General features: G+C 50.5%; 17 protein-coding genes, 6 tRNA genes and 1 rRNA gene. 22 read left to right on the top strand and 2 right to left on the bottom strand.

Annotated elements, in window-relative coordinates:
• Positions 1–102, top strand: a 5S ribosomal RNA gene (rrf, locus tag F456_RS0104820); the annotation flags it as partial.
• Between the two features lie 371 nt (positions 103–473).
• Here rrf and F456_RS0104815 read toward each other — a convergent pair.
• Positions 474–1,454, bottom strand: a complete 981-nt coding sequence (locus tag F456_RS0104815) for a ketoacyl-ACP synthase III (RefSeq protein WP_018975871.1) — start codon at positions 1,452–1,454, stop codon at positions 474–476.
• A 259-nt stretch (positions 1,455–1,713) separates the two neighbouring features.
• Between F456_RS0104815 and F456_RS0104810 the strand changes: the two genes are divergently transcribed.
• The 21 genes from F456_RS0104810 (at position 1,714) to F456_RS0104705 (ending at position 19,446) form a co-directional block, all read left to right on the top strand.
• Positions 1,714–2,607, top strand: coding sequence for an NAD(P)-binding domain-containing protein (locus tag F456_RS0104810; protein ID WP_040924919.1), 894 nt, complete (start codon positions 1,714–1,716; stop codon positions 2,605–2,607).
• Positions 2,608–2,961: 354 nt separating this feature from the next.
• Positions 2,962–3,033, top strand: a tRNA-Glu gene (locus F456_RS0104805).
• A gap of 9 nt (positions 3,034–3,042) precedes the next feature.
• A tRNA-Val gene (locus tag F456_RS0104800) sits at positions 3,043–3,118 on the top strand.
• A gap of 46 nt (positions 3,119–3,164) precedes the next feature.
• A tRNA-Met gene (locus tag F456_RS0104795) sits at positions 3,165–3,238 on the top strand.
• 19 nt (positions 3,239–3,257) lie between these two features.
• A tRNA-Asp gene (locus tag F456_RS0104790) sits at positions 3,258–3,333 on the top strand.
• A 20-nt stretch (positions 3,334–3,353) separates the two neighbouring features.
• Positions 3,354–3,428 (top strand) — tRNA-Gly (locus tag F456_RS0104785).
• A 6-nt stretch (positions 3,429–3,434) separates the two neighbouring features.
• A tRNA-Arg gene (locus tag F456_RS0104780) sits at positions 3,435–3,511 on the top strand.
• Between the two features lie 303 nt (positions 3,512–3,814).
• The gene (ruvC, locus tag F456_RS0104775; RefSeq protein WP_018975869.1) at positions 3,815–4,318 is read left to right on the top strand and encodes a crossover junction endodeoxyribonuclease RuvC; all 504 of its coding nucleotides are present in this window, start codon (positions 3,815–3,817) and stop codon (positions 4,316–4,318) included.
• Positions 4,315–4,935, top strand: a complete 621-nt coding sequence (gene ruvA / locus F456_RS0104770; protein ID WP_018975868.1) for a Holliday junction branch migration protein RuvA — start codon at positions 4,315–4,317, stop codon at positions 4,933–4,935. Before ruvC ends, ruvA begins: the two co-directional genes overlap by 4 nt.
• Before the next feature lie 37 nt (positions 4,936–4,972).
• A complete protein-coding gene (ruvB, locus tag F456_RS0104765; protein WP_018975867.1) occupies positions 4,973–5,980 on the top strand; it encodes a Holliday junction branch migration DNA helicase RuvB in 1,008 nt (335 codons plus the stop codon).
• Between the two features lie 51 nt (positions 5,981–6,031).
• Positions 6,032–8,152 (top strand): SpoIID/LytB domain-containing protein, encoded by a 2,121-nt coding sequence (locus F456_RS0104760; protein ID WP_018975866.1) that lies wholly within the window; start codon positions 6,032–6,034, stop codon positions 8,150–8,152.
• 7 nt (positions 8,153–8,159) lie between these two features.
• On the top strand, positions 8,160–9,194 hold the full coding sequence (queA, locus tag F456_RS0104755; RefSeq protein WP_018975865.1) for a tRNA preQ1(34) S-adenosylmethionine ribosyltransferase-isomerase QueA: 1,035 nt from the start codon (positions 8,160–8,162) through the stop codon (positions 9,192–9,194).
• A 44-nt stretch (positions 9,195–9,238) separates the two neighbouring features.
• On the top strand, positions 9,239–10,378 hold the full coding sequence (tgt, locus tag F456_RS0104750) for a tRNA guanosine(34) transglycosylase Tgt (protein WP_018975864.1): 1,140 nt from the start codon (positions 9,239–9,241) through the stop codon (positions 10,376–10,378).
• Positions 10,379–10,455: 77 nt separating this feature from the next.
• Positions 10,456–10,782 carry a preprotein translocase subunit YajC gene (yajC, locus tag F456_RS0104745; RefSeq protein WP_018975863.1) on the top strand — a complete coding sequence of 109 codons (327 nt, stop codon included), beginning with the start codon at positions 10,456–10,458 and terminating at the stop codon, positions 10,780–10,782.
• A gap of 269 nt (positions 10,783–11,051) precedes the next feature.
• On the top strand, positions 11,052–12,371 hold the full coding sequence (locus tag F456_RS0104735) for an ArsB/NhaD family transporter (RefSeq protein ID WP_018975861.1): 1,320 nt from the start codon (positions 11,052–11,054) through the stop codon (positions 12,369–12,371).
• 131 nt (positions 12,372–12,502) lie between these two features.
• Positions 12,503–12,790 (top strand): post-transcriptional regulator, encoded by a 288-nt coding sequence (locus F456_RS0104730; RefSeq protein ID WP_018975860.1) that lies wholly within the window; start codon positions 12,503–12,505, stop codon positions 12,788–12,790.
• Between the two features lie 88 nt (positions 12,791–12,878).
• Complete coding sequence (gene secD / locus F456_RS0104725) at positions 12,879–14,354, top strand: protein translocase subunit SecD (RefSeq protein WP_018975859.1); 1,476 nt, start codon at positions 12,879–12,881, stop codon at positions 14,352–14,354.
• Positions 14,344–15,261: a protein translocase subunit SecF gene (secF, locus tag F456_RS0104720; protein ID WP_018975858.1), complete on the top strand. Its 918-nt coding sequence runs from the start codon at positions 14,344–14,346 to the stop codon at positions 15,259–15,261. Before secD ends, secF begins: the two co-directional genes overlap by 11 nt.
• Before the next feature lie 142 nt (positions 15,262–15,403).
• Positions 15,404–16,306: a cation diffusion facilitator family transporter gene (locus F456_RS0104715; protein WP_169577828.1), complete on the top strand. Its 903-nt coding sequence runs from the start codon at positions 15,404–15,406 to the stop codon at positions 16,304–16,306.
• 117 nt (positions 16,307–16,423) lie between these two features.
• On the top strand, positions 16,424–18,871 hold the full coding sequence (recJ, locus tag F456_RS0104710; RefSeq protein WP_018975856.1) for a single-stranded-DNA-specific exonuclease RecJ: 2,448 nt from the start codon (positions 16,424–16,426) through the stop codon (positions 18,869–18,871).
• 62 nt (positions 18,872–18,933) lie between these two features.
• Positions 18,934–19,446, top strand: a complete 513-nt coding sequence (locus F456_RS0104705) for an adenine phosphoribosyltransferase (protein WP_018975855.1) — start codon at positions 18,934–18,936, stop codon at positions 19,444–19,446.
• 278 nt (positions 19,447–19,724) lie between these two features.
• Here F456_RS0104705 and uraA read toward each other — a convergent pair whose 3' ends face one another.
• Positions 19,725–21,044, bottom strand: coding sequence for a uracil permease (uraA, locus tag F456_RS0104700; protein ID WP_018975854.1), 1,320 nt, complete (start codon positions 21,042–21,044; stop codon positions 19,725–19,727).
• Positions 21,045–21,144 lie beyond the last annotated feature (100 nt).

Here is a 21,144-nt window from a genome sequence, read left to right as displayed (position 1 = left end):
AGAGGGGTTCCACACGTTCCCATCTCGAACACGACCGTTAAGCCCTCTAACGCCGATGGTACTTGGACCGCAGGGTCCTGGGAGAGTAGGAAGCTGCCAAGCCGATGAAAAAAAGCCTTTACCGTATACACGGTGGAGGCTCTTTTTGTGTTTATGTTTGTTTTTGTATTTGCAAGTATTCCCTTGATATTATTATGAATTTTGTGTGATTGTGATCTGCCCCGCCCTTCCACCCCGCAGCCGGCAAAGCCGCTGCCTCTTTCCCGGCTAGAATCCAGCCGTATCTTAGCCGTATCTTTAGTCCCTAAACTCTCAAGCGGTCAGAAGCTTGAGAGGCCTTCCACCCCACGCCGAGAGCGGGCCTTTTTCGAACCGGAGCGCCTTTGCCCTTTCCCCTTTTCCTTCAGATGGTGTGAGTTCAATCAGAAAGGGGAAAGGGCAACGAAGCGCAGGTCGAAAAAGGCCCGCGTCCTTCACCAGTGAACAAGTACCCCCGAATGAGTGAGTCCTGCTCCAAACCCATACATCAACAACAGATCGCCTTTTTTAACTTTTCCTTCGTCGATCGCAAGCTGTAAAGCTAGCGGAATAGAAGCAGCCGATGTATTTCCGTAAAATTCAGCGCTGGTCAGTGTACGTTCTTTGGGAATACCGGCTTTTTCAGAGATAGAATCGATCATCTTTAGGTTCGCGCTATGAGGAATAAACCAATTGATCCCTTCAACACCTTCAGGCAAATTGCTGCATAATTGTTGAACTCCGTCCGGAACGGTACGTACAGCCCACTTGTACACTTCACGTCCATTTTGAACGACTTTGCCGTTGCCGTCCAATGAAAGTCCATTTAGCGTATTCGAGATTCCTGTTCGATAAACATGATGTCCGCCACTTCCATCGCTGCCCATATAACTGCCTATAAAAGCTCCTTGCTCGCTGTATTCCACAATTGCTGCACCCGCACCGTCTCCAAATAAGATACATGTACTGCGGTCTGTGTAATCGATCGTCTTGCTCATACATTCGCCGGCTATGATCAAAACTTTGCGATGCATGCCTGATGTGATCATTCCGTTTGCAATCTGAAGCGCATAAGTAAAGCCAGAGCATGCTGCGCTCAAGTCCAGTGCACCAACATTTTGCAAATTGAAGGCATTTTGAACCAGGCTTGCAACCGAAGGGAAAGGGAAATCCGAAGTCGATGTAGCAACCAGAACCAAGTTTATTCCTTCCAGGGCATTCGGATATCGAGATTGTAAATCAGAAACGGCTTTAATACAAAGATCTGAAGTGAATTCTTCATCGGCGGCAATTCGTCTTTCACGAATACCGGTACGCTGAACAATCCATTCGTCATTAGTATCTACCAAGGTTTCCAAGTCATGATTGGTTAATTTGCGCTCGGGAACATAAGTGCCGAGAGCCGTGATGCGTGCAGTAGAATGAAATTGGGTCATTACGCGAGTCAGCTCCTTTAGCACTTTGCATTAGTACCTGGTACCAATATAAAAGTATAAGCTTCATTTTGCAAGTTTTTAGTGAAATTTGGAGTTTAGAACAGAGGATAAATATCTTTCTTCGAATAATATAATAAATTTGAATAAGATAAAAAAAGGTGATGATTAACTATACAAATTTTGACGAGATTAGACCAAAAGTGTTAATGTGCATACATTACATACAGTAAGCTGTTCACATATAAGATTTCAAGAAAGGGTGGTACATTTGAATTCTTCAACAACAGTAGTTGGTTTTGCAGGCATTGGAGTTATGGGGAAAAGTATGGCAGGACATATTTTGGATAAGGGCTATACGGTTCATGTTTATAATCGTACACCTTCAAAAGCACAGGAGTTAATTGAGCGCGGCGCCGTATGGCATGATTCACCGGGTAAAATGGCTGCAGCCTGCGATGTTATTATTACAATGCTGGGATATCCGCAGGACGTTGAAGCCGTTTATATGAATGAAGATGGTTTGATACCTAATGCTAAGCCTGGAACTTATCTGATTGACATGACGACATCCAGCCCAATGCTGGCCCGTCGTTTGGCAGCAAGCGGGCGGGAACGAGGCATTCGTGTGCTGGATGCTCCTGTATCTGGCGGAGATGTTGGGGCCAAAAATGCCAAACTGTCGATTATGGTCGGCGGAGAAAAGGAAGACTTTGAAACAGTGCTTCCGTTAATGGAGATTATGGGCAGCAATATTGTACTTCAAGGAGGACCGGGAGCCGGACAAAACACTAAAATGTGTAATCAAATTGCGATCGCGTCCAACATGATGGGTGTAACCGAAGCGATTATTTATGCGGAAAAAGCTGGACTTGATCCTAGAACGGTACTTAAGAGCATCGAGACTGGAGCGGCAGGCAGTTTCTCCTTAAGTAATCTTGTACCGCGTATGTTGGACGGAGATTTCGAGCCAGGCTTTTATATCAAGCATTTTATTAAAGACATGGGAATTGCCTTACAGTCGGCGGCAGAAATGGAAGTGGAACTGCCTGGACTCAAGTTAGCAGAATCGCTGTATCGAAAACTTGCCGATGCCGGATATGCGGATAAGGGAACCCAGGCGCTGTATAAACTATGGGCTGACGAGCTAGCGTGACATAAAGATAGGGATAAAGCATAAATAGAAGGCGAGATAGAAGGGTAGATAGCAGTGTAAGAAAAGCGTGAATAAAGATTTAACAGTAAGGCTTACCTACTTGAAATAAGCGACAAAGCTCTCGGCAGCGGCCGGGAGCTTTTCTATGAAAAGCGTTTGGAACAGTAGAGCAGCAGGGTAATAGCAGAGTAATAATAGAGACTAGAGAGTGTTTTGTAAAAGGTGTTTTAGGTTTTTTGAAGTTTTTTGTTAAAAAGGGTTGACCCCTGCTTGCTGGCATGGTATATTATTTCTTGTCGCCACGGACGACACGCTGAAACGAGCGAGACGAACCGGAGCGAATAATGTAAATAAGGCCCGTTGGTCAAGGGGTTAAGACACCTCCCTTTCACGGAGGTAACAGGGGTTCGAATCCCCTACGGGTCATATACATATGGAGGCTTAGCTCAGCTGGGAGAGCATCTGCCTTACAAGCAGAGGGTCGGGGGTTCGAGCCCCTCAGCCTCCACCATGGAGACTTTGGTGACAAAGTCGATTATAGTAAGATTACACTCTGACGCGGGGTGGAGCAGCTCGGTAGCTCGTCGGGCTCATAACCCGAAGGTCGCAGGTTCAAATCCTGCCCCCGCAATTGCTTCACCTTATGGCTTGGAACCGTGGTGTAGGGGTTAACATGCCTGCCTGTCACGCAGGAGATCGCGGGTTCAAATCCCGTCGGTTCCGCCATTTTAATTAAATAGTGTTTTGCGGACGTGGCTCAGCGGTAGAGCATCGCCTTGCCAAGGCGAGGGTCGCGGGTTCGATTCCCGTCGTCCGCTCCATTATTTGCGCCCTTAGCTCAGCTGGATAGAGCGTTTGACTACGAATCAAAAGGCCGGGAGTTCGAATCTCTCAGGGCGCGCCATTTTTTTAAAACTCAAGCGTCTTCTCCGACGCAGATAAGAAAGACTGCTTTTCAGGCGGAAGATTCCGACTCGAAAGCAGTCTTTTTTTGTTGTTTTCTGCAGAGTCAAAGGTTTTTCCGTCAAAATGCCGAAATTGAAAAAGAGACCTTTCTTTTGGGTGCCTCCTTTTTCATCTTTTGCTATAATGAAAAGAAGGATACATATGTTCGGTGACATATGTGAACTCAATTAAATTGGGCAATAGACGGGTATGCTGCCGAAGCGCTCGAGGTTTGCTTTTTTCGGGAAAGGGAGAGATCGTTTTGCGCATATTGGGAATCGACCCGGGGATTGCGATCGTCGGTTTCGGATTTATAGACAAAGAAGGAAGCAAGTGTGTTCCCGTTCAATACGGATGTATTCAGACTGAAGCGCACACGCCTGATGAAGAACGATTGCTGCACGTGTACGAAGCGATGGTACAGCTGATTGACAAATATAAGCCGGACGCAGTTGCGTTCGAAAAATTATTTTTCAACCGCAATGTGTCAACGGCAATGCCTGTAAGTCAAGCACGCGGGGTGCTCATTTTGGCGGCTCATCAGAAAGGTCTGCCTATTGGGGAATATACACCGATGCAGGTCAAGCAGGCAATCGTCGGTTACGGCAAAGCTGAGAAGCGGCAGGTGCAGGAGATGGTTCGTATGTTCTTGAAACTGCAGACCATTCCTAAACCCGATGACGTAGCCGATGCACTGGCCGTAGCCATTTGTCACGCGCATTCATCCACATTAAATTCCAAGTTGAACGAGGTACTGCGAAAATGATCGATTTTGTACGCGGGCATATCGCCCATCTGGAAACGGAATATATTGTTGTTGACGTGCAGGGGATTGGGTACCGGGTATTTTGCCCAAATCCATATGCTTTTGCGGCCAAAGGAGACGAACCGGTAACTGTTTATACGCATCACAGTGTTCGGGAAGATGCCATTTTGCTGTACGGATTTTCGACACGGGAAGAACAAAAATTGTTTCGCCGTCTGATTGAAGTATCCGGTATTGGACCTAGGGTAGCGTTGGGAATCTTGGCGGGCGGGACTCCAGAGAAGGTTGTATCGGCGATTCAGCAGGAAAATCTCGCATTTCTGATCAAGCTGCCCGGCATCGGTAAAAAGACGGCGCAGCGCATGGTTTTGGACTTGAAAGATCGGTTGGACGGTTTTGTTACACCTTCGCTGGGCGGATTGTTCGATGATAATGTCGCAGCTGAAGCGGAACTGGACGGCGGAGGTTGGAGAGCTGCGCGTGAAGGACTGGAAGCGCTCGGTTATACGGAAGCCGAGTTGGATAAGGCCTGGATGCACTTGAAAGAAGATCTGCAGCCAGGAGAACCCGTCGATATGTTGATGAAACGTGCGTTAAAGGTTCTTTACAAAGGATAATTGCGGTACAGTATAAACGGGGAGGAACGGTGGACTTATGGATGACCGGATCATATCGGCCAATCTGATGATGGAAGACCAAGCGGTGGAACTGAGTCTGCGTCCCCGCTATTTGTCGGAATACATCGGCCAGAATCAGGTCAAGGAAAACCTGAAGGTATATATTGAAGCTGCAAAAATGCGGGGCGAAGCGCTTGACCATGTGCTGCTCTACGGTCCTCCGGGACTGGGGAAAACGACGTTAGCAAACATTATCGCCAACGAGCTTGGCGTTAATCTGCGGACAACGTCGGGACCGGCGATTGAACGCCCCGGCGATTTGGCAGCGCTGCTGACCAATCTGCAGGAAGGCGACGTATTGTTCATTGACGAAATTCATCGTCTGCACCGAACCGTCGAAGAGGTCATGTATCCGGCAATGGAAGATTCCGCGCTGGATATTATGATTGGCAAAGGACCAAGTGCACGCTCGGTACGCCTCGACCTTCCTCCGTTTACCCTGATTGGTGCGACGACTCGAGCCGGACTGCTGTCCGCGCCTCTGCGCGACCGCTTCGGCGTCGTAAGTCGGCTGGAATTCTATGGCGTGGAAGATCTGGCATTTATCGTTTCCCGCAATGCGGATACGCTAAACGTTGAGATCATTGGCGATGCCGCCGAAGAGATTGCCCTGCGTGCCCGGGGAACACCGCGGATCGCCAATCGCCTGCTGAAAAGAGTGCGGGATTTTGCACAGGTACGCGGCGATGGTATTATTACACCGGAGATTGCCGCCGAGGCGCTGACGCGCCTGCAGGTCGACCCTCGCGGTCTGGACAGCATTGACCACAAGATGCTTAAGGCGATGATCCAGAACTTCCGCGGAGGACCGGTCGGGCTGGATACGATTGCGGCAACGATCGGCGAGGAAAGCCAGACTATCGAAGATGTATACGAACCTTATCTGCTTCAAAGCGGATTTATCCAGCGCACGCCGAGAGGCCGCGTTGTCACTGCCCAAGCCTATATGCACCTGGGACTGCCGATGCCGGAAGACGGAAAATAATTGACCTCGGCCCAGCGGTCGAGGCCTGGACTTACAAGGAGGAATACAAGAATGACCAAACAGCGTTCGAAAAGCAAGTCCGTTAAATGGGGTAAACCGTTTCTTGCAGCAGCAATCGCATTATCCTGTCTGCCGCTTCAGGCTCCGGTTCATGCTGCCGAAACGGACACGAATGTACGGGTCGGATTGTTTCTGAACCTGGGAAGTACGTATAAGCAAACGACACAGAATATTACGCTTACCGCTGACCAAGCGATAGCATTCGGACAAAAAACGGATAACGGCTATGTCAAATGGCTTTCTATTCCTAGCGGAAGCACAACTGTATTCGCTTTGGACGGACCGAGAGTTAAGCTGGGGGAAAGCAGTGATCTCAAAACGGTATCCGAATTGGCAGCCAAGCTGAAATCGGGTTCGGATAAGTTGACGGTTTATAAAGTCAACCGAAACGGTCGAGAGGTCTATCAACTGTATACCGGACCTTATGCGAGCGACAAAACAGCATCCGATGCCGCAGTTCGGCTTGCGACAAATGCCAGTGTTAAAGCGATAAGCGGCCTTTCTCCTGCAGCAACCGGTCGTTTTTCATTGAATGCTGGTAATTATGGGACGTTAAATGCGGCTTCCTCCGTGCTGCAAAAAGTGCTTGATGCCGGTTTTGACGGTACGATCGCTATCTCCAATGCTTCGAACGGCAGAGCGGTGTACAGTGTGCGTGTAGGCGAGGCATCCAGTTCTGCTGAACGCGACAGGCTGATGGGTATGGCGGCTTCCAAGCTCAAAGGCATCAAGCTGTCGACGGTCGACAATCCTTCTGCATCAGCTGTTCTTCGCAGCGATGCGACGGCCGATCTAACCAAAGGAACGGCGACTCGCCTATATCTGTTGACGTTGGGAGAGAATGACCGAATTTGGGTCGACGGTACACTGGACAAAGGGATTCGTGTCGAAGAGCGTGCCAAGCGTTCGTACCGCGGAGATCTGGAAATTGGCGTATACGGCGGACAGCTGTATTTGGTCAATGAACTGCCGATGGAGCAGTATCTATATTCGGTTGTTGGTTCCGAGGTTCCGGCTTCTTGGCCGGAAGAATCCCTCAAAGCGCAGGCAGTTGCCGCTCGCAGTTATGCGAAGGTACAGACGCAGGCCGTTACCAAGTTCAAGGTGGCCGACGTTGTCGATTCGACATTAAGCCAGGCTTATAATGGCATGAGTTCCGAGAGTAAATCGATTAATGCCGCCGTCGATTCAACAGCCGGCGAAATTCTCAAGCAGAACGGCAAACCTATCGAAGCTTTATACTCATCCAACGCCGGGGGTATGACTTCTGATCCGACGGAAGTATGGAATGGCGGCGGATCGAATTTGTTCAGCAGTGTGCCGTCCGAATCCGACCGTGCAGCCGCAGCTAATCTCAAGAAGTGGTACCATGTGGCTCTGCCCAACGGTAAAGTCGGTTACGTGCGCGAAGATAACGTCAAAGATATGGGCTTCGATTCAACAGGTTTCCGTAAGATGACGGTAACAGCTCAAAGCACAAAAGTACGTCCGCTGCCTCAGATTCAAAGCGGAGTTTCCGAGTTGGCTCAGATGAATCCAGGGGACGAAGCCATTGTGCTTGAGTTGGTAAGCGAATCGAACACTTATGAATGGATTCGCGGCCCTTATACATCTTCGCAGCTTTTAAGCACGCTGAAAGGCCGAACAACAACCCCTCTGCCTGCAACGATTAAGACGATTCAGGTTAGCCAGCGCGGACCTTCAGGCCGGGTAACCGAACTTAAAATCAATGGTGTCAAAGTTGATGTGAAATACCCGGATATGTTCCGTACCGCATTAAGCGGTCTGCCTAGCACAATGTTCGATGTTGTGTCAGCAGATCCTTATACAAGTATCACTTCGGCTGTAACCGCAAAAAGCGGAACCGTTTCGGCGGCGCAGAAAAAGATTGGCGCCTCTGCAAAAACGGGAGGCTTAAGTAAAGGACTCGCGGCGGTAGGAGTCAATACTTCGACCGTTTCATCCGGCACCGGATTTTTCTTCGTCGGTCGAGGAAACGGACACGGGTTGGGATTATCCCAGTGGGGAGCCAAAGGGCTGGCCGACGAGGGAGCAAGCTACAAAGATATTTTGCTGCATTATTACAATAACGTAGAACTTGTTAAGGAATGAAGACTCCATGAATGTAGAAGATTATGATTTCGAACTTCCGGAGCGGCTGATTGCACAAACGCCGCTTGCCGAACGCACTGCTTCTCGTCTGCTGACGCTGAATAAGCTTACAGGGGAGACCGAACACCTGCATTTTTATAATATTTTGGACAAGCTGCATCCCGGCGATACGTTGATTCTCAATGATACGCGGGTAATGCCGGCACGCCTTCACGGCGTTAAGCCGGAAACTGGCGCAGGAGTAGAGCTTCTGCTGCTTAAAAATATCGAAGGCGATCGTTGGGAGACGTTAGCCAAGCCCGGCAAAAAGATTAAAACCGGCGCGGTACTCCGTTTTGGAGACGAGCTGGAAGCTGTCGTGCTGGAAGAAGGCGATATGGGCGCTCGTATTATTGAGTTCCGTTATGAAGGGATATTCCAGGAAATTCTCGATCGTCTTGGCGAGATGCCGCTTCCGCCTTATATCAAAGAGCGGTTGGATGATCGCGAACGTTATCAGACGGTATATGCCAAGCATGAAGGTTCTGCAGCCGCTCCGACCGCAGGACTGCATTTCACCGAAGAGCTGCTCGATAAGCTGCGCGACAAAGGCGTTGAAATAGGCTTTGTGACCCTACACGTTGGACTCGGCACTTTCCGTCCGGTATCGGTTGAGAACGTTGAAGAGCATGTCATGCATGAAGAGTATTACGAGCTGCCTCAAGAAACGGCCGAACTGATCAATCGTACACGTAAACGCGGCGGCCGTGTTGTTTCGGTCGGTACGACGTCGACTCGAACGCTGGAGTCGGCAGCAAGACGGACAATGGACGATCAGGGCAATCTGTCCGCGGACAGTGGTTGGACACAGATTTTCTTGTATCCGGGTGAAAATTTCAAAGTAGTCGATGCGCTGATCACTAATTTCCATCTTCCAAAGTCAACCCTGGTCATGCTGGTCAGTGCACTGGCCGGCAGAGAGCAGGTAATAAAGGCTTACCGCGAAGCTGTAGAGCTGGAGTACCGCTTCTTCAGCTTCGGCGATGCCATGTTTATCTATTAATTGGGGGCGAAGGCCCCCTCATTTTCTTGTAAAGGAACGATCCAATGACACCCGCTATTCGCTATGAACATATCAAAACCTGCAAACAGTCGGGAGCCAGACTTGGTCTGGTTCATACGCCGCATGGCGTAATCGAAACGCCGACTTTTATGCCGGTCGGCACGCTGGCCACCGTCAAAACGATGAGCCCGGAAGAACTTAAACAAATGGATGCCCAGATTATTCTGAGCAACACGTATCATCTATTCCTGCGTCCAGGACATGAAATTATCCGCGAAGCCGGCGGACTTCATAAATTCATGAACTGGGATCGTCCGATTCTTACGGACAGCGGTGGTTTTCAGGTCTTCAGCTTGGCTGAAATGCGTAAGATTACCGAAGAAGGCGTAAACTTCCGTTCGCACATTAACGGAGACAAGCTGTTCCTGTCCCCGGAAGTTGCCATGAATATTCAAAATGCATTGGGTTCCGATATCATGATGGCATTTGACGAGTGTCCTCCGTATCCTGCGGAGAAAGAATACATCAAGCGTTCGCTGGAGCGTACATCCAGATGGGCAGAGCGCTGTCTGGAAGCTCATGCCCGTCCGGAAGATCAAGGGCTGTTTGCGATTGTTCAAGGCGGCATGCATGAAGATCTGCGCCGCCAGAGCGCCGCTGATTTGACTTCGATGGATTTTCCGGGGTATGCTATTGGTGGACTGAGTGTAGGAGAACCGAAACATCTGATGTATGAAGTGCTGGAGCATACGGTACCGCTGCTCCCGACGAACAAACCCCGCTATTTGATGGGTGTGGGTTCGCCGGATGCTCTGCTCGAAGGCGCCATTCGCGGAGTCGATATGTTCGACTGCGTGCTGCCGACGCGTATAGCGCGTAACGGAACGACGATGACAAGCCAGGGTCGGGTAGTTGTACGCAATGCCCAGTATGCGAGAGACTTCGGTCCTCTCGATCCCAACTGTGATTGCTATACCTGCCGGAATTATTCCCGTGCGTATCTGCGTCATCTCATCAAGGCAGACGAGACGTTCGGTCTCCGTCTGACCACTTATCATAACCTCCACTTCCTGCTCGAATTGATGCGCGGTGTTCGTCAGGCGATCCGTGAAGATCGTTTGCTCGATTTCCGTGATGAATTTTTCGATCAGTATGGCATGCACAACAACGACAAAGGGTTCTAACCGATCCACGAGTCCAGTACGATCCTATGATCCGTTCCATACGGTCATTCGCATTCGCACACTAAGGGGGATTTACGATGTTCCAAGCTGCACCGCTACAAACCGCCGGACAAGGCGGAGGACTGCTCATGACGATCGTTCCGTTTGTCTTCATGATCGCAATCTTCTACTTCCTGCTGATTCGTCCTCAGCAGAAAAAACAAAAACAACGTAACGCTATGTTGGGTCAGCTCAAAAAAGGCGATAAAATCGTCACGATCGGCGGCCTGCACGGTACAATCTTGGAAATCACGAGCGATATTGTTGTGCTGCGCGTGAATGACGTCACGAAGATGACATTCGATCGCAGTGCAATCAGCCACGTAACAACAGTCGGTTCTGATGTCAGTCTCGACAAAAAGTAACACCACTCAATAAGGAACGGCCGACGGAAGCAGAACGCCGTCTCTTCCGACAAAGCTGCCGCCGAACGGATAGAATCCGTTCACGGCAGCTTCTTTTTTCAAACAATTTTCAGGTCTGACCGCAACCTTCTTGGAAAAGCGGACTCTACATAGAAGGCAAGAAAAACAGTTGATCGGCGCTCGGAGCTTTGTGAAGTACTCCGTGTGCCGCTTAAAATGCTGTCTATGAAACTGTCCGACAGCAGGGAAGATCGAAAGGAAGTGGATGCATGATTTCCGAAATCGATACCGCATTTTGGCCGGTCTACACGGCGGCAGCCGTGTTTGCAATCGTCTATGTGCTGGTCGTAACGGAAAAAATAAACGGAGGCATGGCGGCGATTGTCGGTGCGCTTGTTCTGCTTATACTGGGAATTGTCGACTGGAACGCTGCATTTACTCATCATGTTTACTTGAACGCTTTACTGCTGCTGCTTGGTATGATGGTTACGTCAGCCGTCGCTGACAAGAGTGGAATCGTTCATTTTGCAGCACTTAAATTGATACAGGCCTTTTCCGGAAATCTTTCCGCTGTCTTGATTTCAGTCACGTTGAGTGCAGCTGTAAGCTCCGCTCTCTTGGGAAGCGGTCCGGCTCTGCTGCTGTTGGCTCCACTCATTTTGCGTATTGGGAAGATCCTGCGTATAGGTCCTGTTCCTCTATTGATTATGAGTGTAATTGCCTGTAATCTGGGCGGAATGACAACGCTGGTCGGCAATGTTCCAAACATGATGATCGGTTCTGCAGCAGGAATCAATACCGAAGGATTTGTTCGCCATATGCTGCCTCCAGCTCTGCTGCTTCTGGTCATCCATTTCATACTGTTGATGTTGATCTTCCGTAAAGAAATGTCTGGCATTCGCAGTCGTCGAGCCGAGCTTGAAAAAATCAATCCTGCGAGCTGGTTGAGCAGCAGTCGTCGTGCCCTGCTGTCGCTGAGCGTGCTGCTCCTGATGGTTGGAGGTCTGATCTGGCATGACAGACTGCAGCTCAGCAGTGGAACGGTAGCTGCGGCTGCAGCGGTATTAATGATTATGATCAACGTACGCTCTACTGAAGATGTCCAGCAGGTCCGAGAAAAAATGGATTTCAAAACATTAGGTGTTCTGATCGGATTTTATGTGCTTGCCGGAGGACTCGTCGAGACAGGCATCATAAGTGAAATTTCGATGCGGCTGCTGGAATTGACGAATGAGAGCAAAGTTCTGGCTGCACTGATGTTGTTCGGGGTAACGGGGGTGCTGTCCGCCGTACTTGATCCGGTTCCGCTGACGGCAGCGGGCATTCCGTTAATTCAGACGATAGGGCTGCAGATGGGTGTTGTCAGACCGTCGGACTTGAACGAACTGTGGTGGGCGCTGGCGCTGGGCTGCGGTATTGGATCAAGCGGGACTTTAGCCGGATCGGTCGCAGGTGTGCTTGCAGCGGGGTTTGCACAAAAAGAAGGATACCGCTTTTCGTATCTTTCATATCTGATCGTGGCTTTTCCGCTGACCCTGCTGGCGCTTGCGGCCGGAGGATGGTACCTATATGCCTACGTTCTCCAATGATTGGGGGAACGGTGCCAAATTCCGGAAGGAATCAGTCGGACCGCGTCGAATGAAGCATAAACGCGGTCGCAGTTTAAAACCTCAGCCGTATAAGGACTATCTGTTCAGGCAGTTGGAGAAGGGGGAAAGGGATGGCAGACGAGAGGTTGAACGGGCAGAATCCTGCAGAGGAAATGCTGGATGGAGAAGCACTGACCGATGCTGTTATCGAGCTGTGCCAAAATAAAGCCGAGGAATTTCATTATCTCGGTTACGAGCATGCAACCTGGGAAGACGTCTGGCATTGTGTGAACAGTCGGTATGCCGGAAAACAGGAGCCGCCTCTGCATCGGATTGTAAATGACATTTTGACGCTTCGGGTGAACGGGCTGATGAATTATCTGACGCTCTCGGCGCTGAAAGAGGCTCCCCTTTCCTAAAGGAGGGTCTTTCTTTTGCTTCGTTGACTCTATTTTCCGGCGTCGCTATAATGGGAATATTGAGAAAAAAGGGGGAACCAGAAACGGCATGAAGAGAATTGTCAGTTTCGTTGTTATTGTGCTCGTCTCGATCGGGATCATAATCTGGAGCACGCCCAACGTGCTGAATTCGGTCCGGTTAGGATTGGATTTGAAAGGCGGCTTCGAGATTCTATACGAGGCTTCGCCGATGACGGGCGGAGAAGAAGTTACCCGGGAGTCCCTGATTGAGACGGCTAGAAGTCTCGAGAAGCGCGTAAATGCCGTTGGGGGAAGCGAGCCTGAGATCACGACCGAAGGCGAGAATCGGATCCGACTCAGAATCGCGGGCGTTACAGACGAGCAGGCCGTAAGGGAACGCATTAAAGAACCCGCCAACCTGACATTCCGCAGTATGGGAGATTCCGCGGAAGAAAGTACAACGGAACAGGGAACGACGGAAGAGACCGATGCTGCATCCGAAGATGAAGCGGCATCAGAAAGTGCGGATCCGACCGATAGTGCTGGTTCAGATGCTGCAAATGCGGAGGATGCGACCGAAAATGCTGATTCCGAAGCTGCAGGTTCGGCGGAATCTACCGACAACGCAGATTCCGAGAATGCAGGTACAACGGAAGGTACAACTGAGGAAGATCCATATCAAGGTTATAACAAGATCGAACTGACCGGGGATGATTTCAAACCGAACGGCGCTTCGGTACAGTTGGATTCGCTGAATAATCCGATGATTGCAATCGAGTTGAAGGATGCGGATAAATTTGCAGAAGTAACCGGACGCTTGGTCGGTCAGAAGCTCGCAATCTTCTTAGATGACGAGATGCTGTCGGATCCAAGCGTCAACCAGCGTATTACGGGAGGAACGGCGCAAATCACGGGGAATTTCACCCGTGAAGAAGCGCAGAATCTGCGTGATACCATCAATCTTGGTGCGCTGCCGCTGCAGTTAACCGAGAAATATTCACAGAGCGTCGGTGCGACATTGGGACAATTGTCCCTGGATCAGACGCTGCGGGCCGGCATCATCGGCTCGATTCTCATCTTGATTTTCATGGTATTTATGTATCGGGTACCCGGTCTGATTGCCGCGTTCTGTCTGCTCCTTCATACATGGGGGACGCTCCTGGTCTTCATATGGGCGGATATTACGCTGACCCTGCCGGGTATTGCAGCATTCATTCTCGGGATCGGGATGGCGGTCGACGCCAATATCATTACCTATGAACGAATCAAGGAAGAGCTGCGAAGCGGCAAGAGCATTCTGTCAGCTTTCAAAGCCGGCAGCAAGAGATCTTTCTGGACTGTCATGGACGCTCAGATTACAACCCTGATTGCCGGTGCCGTTATGTTCTGGCTCGGTACAGGATCGGTTCGCGGTTTCGCGCTTGTTCTGATGATCGGCATTGTAACCAGTATCATCACTAACGTTCTGCTGTCGCGATTCTTGCTCTCTCTGCTCATTAAGGCGAAATCCTTGAAGAAGCCAGGGTATTTCGGAGTAAAGGGGAGTGAAATTCGTGAACTCTAAGCAATCGCCAAGTTCGAAATGGGATTTCAATTTCGTTAAGGCAAGTAAGTATTTTTACACATTCTCAGTTATTCTGACACTCGCCGGCATTCTCAGCCTTGCTGTTTTCGGTTTGAATTACGGGGTTGATTTCCGTTCGGGATCGAACGTGGATATTGCGGTATCCAAAGTCGTAAGTAAGGCGGAAGTGCAGCAGGTTGTTAATGAAGCCAATCTGGATCAGGAAGCGAATATTACGGCCGGCAGCGATCGCGTCAATATTCGTTTCCCAGAAGTATTGACAGACGACCAGGTTCAGTCGCTGCAATCTACGTTCAACAGTCAGATCGATGCTAACGCTGCGTACGAGATCAATACGGTCGATGCGGAAATGGCAAAAGAATTGGAGCGCAACGCAATGTTGGCTGTTGCGGTGGCAAGTATTGCAATTGTCATCTACGTGACGATTCGCTTTGAATGGCGCTTTGCCTTATCGGCAATCGTTGCCCTGCTGCATGACGCATTCCTTGTAATCAGTGTATTCTCGATCCTTCGATTGGAGGTCAATCTGACCTTTATCGTTGCCATTTTGACTATCATTGGTTTCTCCATCAATGATACAATCGTTATTTTCGACCGGATTCGGGAGAACTTGCGTTTCGCCAAAAAGCAAACGTACAACGACCTGGGGGAAATTGTGAACAAGAGTATATCGCAGACGATGACCCGCTCGCTTGGTACGGTGTTTACGGTCTTTATCGCGGCATTTGCACTGCTGATCCTGGGAAGCGAGTCAATCCGCATGTTCTCTCTGGCGATGGTTATCGGATTGCTGTTCGGTGCGTATTCGTCGATCTTCATCGCAAGCCCATTGTGGTTGGCGTTAAGACGCAAGAAGAAGCCGTCAGCAGTCAAAACGACGACTTAACATTGCTACGGCTTTGCCGTAAAGCCGCGTCCTGTATCCAAGGCGCGGCTTTTCTTATTTCTTTTTTTCATGGGCACATGGAGCCGGTTCCGAAAACGTAAGCATGCCGGATAGGGTGTTTAAATAGGAGAGGGGAATGGTTATGACGGTCCGTCAAAAAGACACCTGGAATTCCACAGGCGGAACCGATGCGTACTTGCTGGGTGCTGCTGCTTTGCTGAAAGGAATTGGCGGATGGATGGGCGGAAGTCACGCACTGCTTGTCGATTCGTTGAATTCTGTTTCGGATGCGGTACGCAGCACTCGTTTCGGCAAGCTGCAGGCTTCGCTGGTTGGAATGCTGTTCGCCGTGCTGATACTGGTTGGAGCTATTGAAGCGGTGCTGAGCGGTATCGGGCAGCTTTTGCATTCGTCTCAACGAACACCCAATGAGTGGGCAGCAGTCGCCTTCTTTTTTGCTGTTGTAGTGAGTCAGGTCTTATTTATCATTCGCTATCGTCAATTGGAACAGGAAGACCGCGAGAAGGCTCGGCGTTATACAAAGGAGCACCGATTGTCGATGTATGCCTCAGTGTTTGTTGCTGCGGGAATGGTGTTGTGGGTAGTGGGAAAGAGCTTTGATATCCCTGAACTTCTCTATGCGGATCCGGCTGCCTCCTTATTGGTTGCACTCATTGCCATTATTAAAGCGCTTCGTCTGATGCTGTTGATTTTTGGAGGATCGCCGACTTTGAGCAAGCAGCGTGCAGAAGATCCGACTCCATTTCTGGAAACGGTTCAGCGTGTACGCGGGGTTATTGAAGTTCGTGAACTTCGAGCGACCAAGGTGGCAGAAGCAGTGAAGATCGATCTTATACTGAGTGTTAATCCGCGCATGACCGTTAAGGAGGCGGAAGAAGTTGCTCAACGATCGAGAGATCTGCTTGTACATCGTTTCGTGCAAGTTGTCGAGGTCGATGTTCGTGTAGAGCCTTATCATAGTGGGTATCCGTACAAGTCAAATGACGATCTGCTGAACGGCGATTCACCTACTATTGTTCAATAACATCGAACGCGGAGCAATCCGCGTTTGTTCGCTTTTTATTTCTTGCTTTTTATTTCTTGTTTTATTTCTTATCCTATTTCCCGGTATCTATTTAAATTTTGAAAGGCAGGTGAGCTTGTGCTGCATTCGCAATATCAATGGAAAATTGCACATCCCAATTCTTCGGCAGTGGACCGACTAAGCGGAGAACTGGAGATATCTCCGCTGCTCGCGTCAATGCTGGTCAATCGGGGATATGACGCACCTCCGGCAGCAGCAGAATTTTTAGATGGGGATGAAGACCTCTCGGGTCTGCACGATCCATTTTTGCTGCACGGAATGGAGCAGGCCGTACAGCGAATACGCATGGCGCTAGAGCATAGAGAAAGAATCTGGGTGTACGGCGACTACGATGCGGACGGGGTATCGAGCACGGCGCTCATGATTCGTCTGATGACCAGACTTGGTGCGGATTTCGGTACTTATATTCCTCACCGTTCCAAGGAAGGGTATGGTCTGCATCGTCATGCGATCGACAAGGCGGCAGCGGAGCAGGTGAAGTTAATCGTAACCGTCGATACGGGGATCAGTGCCGTCGATCAGATTGCTTATGCGGCGTCGCTTGGTATTGATGTTGTCGTAACCGACCATCATGAAGCGCCGGCTGTTCTTCCGGAAGCGGTTGCTTTGGTCAATCCGAAGCTTCCGATGTGCGGCTACCCGTTCAAAGGGCTGGCGGGCGTGGGTGTCGCATTCAAATTGGCTCATGCGCTGCTTGGACAGCCGCCCGAAGAATGGATGGACTTGACGGCAATCGGTACGGTAGCTGATCTTATGCCGTTAACCGGCGAAAACCGTCTGATCGTAGCCCGCGGGATTGACGTGATGCGTCGAAATCCATCTCCCGGTGTAGAGCAGCTGCTTACTGTTGCCGGAAGTCAACCCGAGCAGCTGACGTCGGTAGGCATTGCGTTTGCGATTGCACCGCGAATCAACGCCAGCGGCCGGCTGGATCATGCTGACCGCGCCGTTGACCTGTTAACGACACAGGAACATGATCGAGCCGAACATTTGGCTTCGGTGCTTGATCTGCTCAACAAGGAAAGGCAGAAGAACGTAGAAGATATCGTCAGCGAAGCTTCCGCAATGTTGGAGCTCAAGATTGCTGAAATCGGAAAGGTTCCTGACGTGATTGTGCTGGCCGGAGAAGGTTGGAATGTCGGAGTCGTCGGCATCGTGGCTTCCAAAATTCTTGAGCGCTATTATCGCCCGACGATCATTCTGGGAATCGATACGGAAAAGGGAACCTGCAAAGGTTCCGCCCGTTCGATTGCGGGTTTTGACATTTATGAAGCGCTCTTGTCAGTCGAGGAGACGATGCAGCATTTCGGCGGTCACCCTGCGGCAGCTGGTATGAGCCTGCTTCGAGAGCGGCTTGAAGATTTTGAACAGGGGCTGAATGCGCACGCGTCTATAGTATTAAAGCCGGAACATCTGGTTCCGATGATCGAAGCAGAAACGGAGTGTTCGCTGTCCGAGGTACCAATTTCGGTTATCGAAGAGCTGGAGCGTATGGCGCCGTTCGGGATGAGCAATCCGACTCCGCAGTTGGTGTTTCGAAATGTGAAGCTGCAGCGTGTACTGACAATGGGCAAAACGAACACTCATCTGAAACTGGTCGTCGAGCAGGATGGCTGTGCAGTCGAAGCTGTAGCTTTTGGCAAAGGCGCATTGGCCGAATACTTGCAGGAAGGCGATCGTCTCGATCTGCTGGCCGAGCCGGGAATTAATGAATGGCGGGGCAGCCGCAAACCGCAACTGATGGTGCGCGACTTGGCTCTTCCGGGGCTTCAGGTATTTGATCGCCGTTCTCCATCTGCCTCGGCTGACAGTATCGAAGTTTTTTGCAAGCGAGCGGGAAATGTACTGGCCTGCGGGCCAGATCAGATTGCAGCAGTCGTACAAAAAAGGACACTAAAAGTTTTGCAGAAGACTCTGGCGCAACTACCGGTTTGGCTGTATGATGAATATTCCGGGATTCAAGGAACGGAAAGCGGGCACACGCACGCGGATCCGGCCGGGACGCGCACTTTGTTCGTTCTGGATCTCCCGGACACCGCCGCGCAGCTGGATCGGCTGCTGGCCGAATTCTCTGCGCTGGAGAACGTCGTGCTGATGTATTCGGCGGACAATTTGTCTGCCGGCCGACTCAGCGATCCCAACCGTGAACGGCTCAAGACGATTTATGTTGAGCTGCGGCACGCTGCAGCGGAAGCTGTAGACGAGGAGCAGCTGGTAAGTCGGTTGTGCCGGTCTTCGGGCTGCTCGCCGCGGATGATCCGCATGACGTTGGATGTGTTCGAGGAACTGAACTTCATCCTTCGTACTGAAGGAGCGATCACTGCCAATCCAAATCCGCCGAAGGCGGCATTGGATTCGGCAGGAGCTTATCGCATCCTGCAGGAAGCGGAGGCATTGGAGCGCAGACTGCTCGGTCCGGGCGAGGATATTGGCGTCTGGATTACGCAGCGGATGCAGGCTGTTCGATCCGGAAACACGGATGAAGCTTTATCTTTTTCGGGCTAGGCAGGGCGAACGATGTTCTTCTGCCGCAGTATCCGAGAAACAAGACCTAGGAGGAGATTGATTTGGATTTTAATCAGCATATTCGCGTGATCCCCGATTTTCCAAAGCCGGGTATCAGCTTTAAGGACATTACGACATTGCTCGGAAATGGACCGGCATACCGTGAGGCGATCGACGCTTTGAAGAAACAGGTCGAACATCTGAAGATTGACCTGATCGCAGGGCCTGAAGCACGCGGCTTCGTTGTAGGTGCTCCATTGGCTTATGCGCTTGGCGTCGGTTTCGTACCGATTCGTAAAAGCGGAAAATTGCCGTACAAGACGGTAGAAGTCGAATACGATCTGGAATACGGTACGGATTGCTTGGCTATGCATATCGATGCTGTGCAGCCAGGACAAAACGTTCTGATTGCCGACGATCTGCTTGCGACCGGCGGTACGATTGCAACATCCGTTGATTTGGTTCACCAGCTTGGCGGCAATGTTGTAGGTGCGGCATTCCTGATCGAATTGGAAGAGTTGAACGGACGCAGCCGTCTTAATGATGTCGAAGTGTTCCACCTGATCAAAGGCTGAGATTTCGAAGGATTGCAAGCTGATTAGCGATTAGCTATCCTAAAAACCGTCGTTTGACACCCTGCTGAGTAAGTGGGAGCAAACGGCGGTTTTTGTTTTTTCAGAATGACCGTACGGCAGTATGATTTCGAAAAAGGCCGCACCCATTCCGGAAGGAAAAGGTACGGCCTTTTATCTATATCTTTTGTTTTTGTGTTTTTTGTCTTTTGATTCTGATCTTTTAAGGCATGTAAGCAGAATGATCAACTGACTGCATTTCGTAAATCAAACGGTATGGATCAAATATCCGGCGTTTTAACTTCCGGTGGAGCTTCTTCCTGCTCGTTAGACAATCCGATCAGGGCGATCAGGCGGAAAATCAGATTGACTACAATACCGACGATCGTGGCAAGAGCCATTCCTTTAAGTTCCACTTCGCCGATCGTCAACTTAATGCCGCTAAGTCCTGTGCCCAAAATGAGCGCAGCGAGCAGCATGTTAATGGATTTTGAGAAATCGACTTTTTGTTCGACGAAGATACGCAGGCCGGAAACGGCGATAACTCCAAACAATAGAAGCGAGACACCGCCCATAACCGGACCGGGAATGTTGGCGACCGCTGCGGAAAAGGTGCCGGAGAACGACAGCAGGATCGCGATGATCGCTGCACCGCCGACAACGAAGACCGAGTAAACGCGGGTCAGTGCCATAACGCCGATATTTTCTCCATATGTCGTATTCGGTGTCGAACCGACAAAGCCAGACAGTACGGTAGAGACACCATTGCCAAGCAGTGAGCGATGGAGACCCGGGTCTTTCGATAGATCTTTACCGACAATATTGCTTGTTACGAGCAGGTGACCAATATGTTCGACGATAACGACGAGTGCCGCCGGCAGAATCGTAAAGATCGCGGCCAAGTCCCAGGTCGGTGTCGTGAAGTTCGGCAGCGATATGAAGCTGGCGTCGGCTACGGCAGCCGTATTGACTTCACCCATCAAGAAAGCGACGAGATAACCGACTGCAATACCGATCAGAATATGAATGATTTTCGGGAAACCGCGGAACAGTACGGCACCGAGGACGGTAACGCCGAGCGTGGTGAGAGAGATTACGATCGCTTGGGTGCTGTAGCTGATGACTCCCGTATTCGGATCGGTTGTACCGAGCAGACCGGCCAGATTGGCTGCAACCGGCAGAAGCTCAAGTCCGATCAGGGCAACGACGCAGCCCATAACGACCGGAGGGAACATAAAGTCGATCCAAGCGGTACCGGCAACCTTGACCAGCAGGGCAACGAGGATGAAGACCACGCCGATCACAATAAATGCGCCCAGCGCTTTAGAGTAATTTTCCATATTGCCCGGCGTACCGAGTACGGCGCCGACAGGCACTAGAAAGGCAAAGCTTGATCCGAGGTAGGCCGGAATGCGTCCCTTACAGATCAGTATGTACAGCAGAGTGCCGATACCGTTCATCAGCAAAATAACGCTTGGGTCCACACCGAAAATATTCGGAACGAGGACGGTACTGCCGAACATGGCGAACAGGTGCTGCAGGCTGAGCAGAAGACCCGGTCCGACCGGCGGCATTTCATTGACTTGAATTTCGCGCTGCAATGACTCTCACTCCTTAAAGGGCATAAGTTTGAGCCGCTCCGAAAAAAATGGGAGAAGCGGCTTTTTGGCGGATGAAACACGGGTAAGAATACGGTGATAA

It is taken from the genome of Saccharibacillus kuerlensis DSM 22868 (assembly GCF_000378145.1).
Lineage (GTDB): Bacteria > Bacillota > Bacilli > Paenibacillales > Paenibacillaceae > Saccharibacillus > Saccharibacillus kuerlensis.
The sequence above is the reverse complement of the archived record's forward strand: the minus strand, read 5'-3'. Positions and strand labels throughout refer to the sequence as shown.